This is a genomic window from Moorena sp. SIO3I6 (assembly GCF_010672095.1).
In genome coordinates this window covers 1-1792 of record NZ_JAAHHU010001013.1, presented here as the reverse complement: position 1 = coordinate 1792, position 1792 = coordinate 1, and the positions used below count along the sequence as shown (strand labels likewise).

Sequence of the window (1792 nt, the reverse complement as noted above, 5' to 3'; positions counted from 1 at the left end):
ATCGCATGATCTGGTACGGGTATTGGATGCGATCGCATGATCTGGTACGGGTATTGGATGCGATCGCATGATCTGGTACGGGTATTGGATGCGATCGCATGATCTGGTACGGGTATTGGATGCGATCACATGATCTGGTACGGGTATTGGATGCGATCGCATGATCTGGTACGGGTATTGGATGCGATGCGCGAGCATTGAGCCGCTACGCGATGAAGGGAAGCTTCCGCGCTTATGGGATTGACCGTAGGTCACGCTACGCGAACGCATTTTATTCTAATGATGTAGACAGGCTTTTTAGTACTTTAACTCTTACCTAAACTATGCTCCCTAATTTTAGATCATAAGCTCCCTTTTTAGATCAGTAAATTTAAAAATACTGTCAAATTAAATAACACCTAACTGAGTCTATAAATAGCTAATAATAATAGTTGTAAATAAAGATTTTTTTTTAAAATTAACCCTTGCATTTTTTCGAGGAGTTATGTATACTATAAGTACAGACTGAAACTAATAACCGCGCTGGTCGTAGCCGTTAATCACTACCAGCGCGGTTTTCCTCCCAAGCAAGTAGGAGTTACTTCCATAATGGCAGAAAAGCGATGCAGCGCGGTCTTGGGGGTTCCCCCCATGAGCGACTGCATCAAGACAATCACGATCATCAATCCCAACCTTTCAGCAACCCACCGGTGCTAATGATGCTGGTTTGGTTAAGAGTTGGAACGTTTTGCTTTTTTGCGCTTGCTGCCTTACCCTGTCGAGGGGGCACCCTACAATATCCTGGGATTAGCCCAAAGGGCTGCGCTTCGCGTAGGCACTAAAACCCAGAACAAAAGTACCTCGCCTATTTGGTAAATGCTATACTCCTCTTCTGTCATTTTGGGACAATCGAACGAATTTGCGTCATTTCAGCCTACGAAAAATCAAGGTTTGACCCCAGTTTGACAGAAGAAGGATAATATACAATATAATGTAGTGCCCTCTAAATAGTCTGATATGTCTGAAGGAGTGCAAGACAAGTGCGAATCAGCAGGGAGAGACTGCAATATCCCCAGGTTTATTAAATTAGGGTAGACGAGGTTAAACGATCTATGCTGAGAAGGTTGATATGGTCAAAGATCGGTTTCATTTTGTTGTGAGAACTGCTTTAGAAAAAGACAACTGGCATATCACGGCAGATCCTTACGAAATTCGGATCGATGATGTATATTTTGAGATTGATTTAGGAGCGGAGCAACTATTAGCAGCAGAACGAAAAAATCAGAAAATTGCTGTTGAAGTTAAAAGTTTTATCAGTCCATCCAAGGTTTCTGACTTTCATATGGCATTGGGGCAATTCCTAAACTATCGAGATGCACTGGCAAGGATTGAACCCGATCGCCAGCTTTATTTGGCTGTGCGAGAGCCAATTTATGAAAGTTTTTTCCAGCGACGCTTCATCATGGCAGCAGTTGATCGTTATCAGATTAGATTAGTAATTTATGATGTGAAACAGGAGGTAATTGTTCAATGGCTGTAGAGCAATATCGCCAGTATATTCGACATCTTCTTTCGCAACGTGCTCAACGGGCTTCACGGCAAACAATTGCACCAGAATACGAGGTTCAGACTGTCTTTGATACAGAGCAGGATCACTACCAACTGCTCTATGTTGGTTGGCGTGGGAATAAACGTGATTTTGGCTGTATTTTACATGTTGATATCAAGGGTGGAAAAATTTGGATTCAGCATGATGGCACGGAAGAGGGACTTGCCAACCGATTAGTGGAAATGGGAGTGCCTAAACACGATA

At 42.9% G+C, this 1792-nt stretch carries 2 protein-coding genes; both read left to right on the top strand.

Features of this window, described 5'->3' with window-relative positions; all coding sequences use genetic code 11:
• Positions 1-1108 precede the first annotated feature (1108 nt).
• Positions 1109-1519 carry a XisH family protein gene (locus F6K49_RS45535; protein WP_075898016.1) on the top strand — a complete coding sequence of 137 codons (411 nt, stop codon included), beginning with the start codon at positions 1109-1111 and terminating at the stop codon, positions 1517-1519.
• On the top strand, positions 1510-1792 hold a 283-nt coding region (locus tag F6K49_RS45530; RefSeq protein ID WP_293108800.1), incomplete at its 3' end, for a XisI protein. The genes F6K49_RS45535 and F6K49_RS45530, both read left to right, overlap by 10 nt.

What these genes read in the sequence shown, in the direction of transcription:
- F6K49_RS45535 (WP_075898016.1), top strand. Translation starts at nt 1,109, where the DNA reads ATGGTCAAAGATCGGTTTCATTTTGTTGTGAGAACTGCTTTAGAAAAA.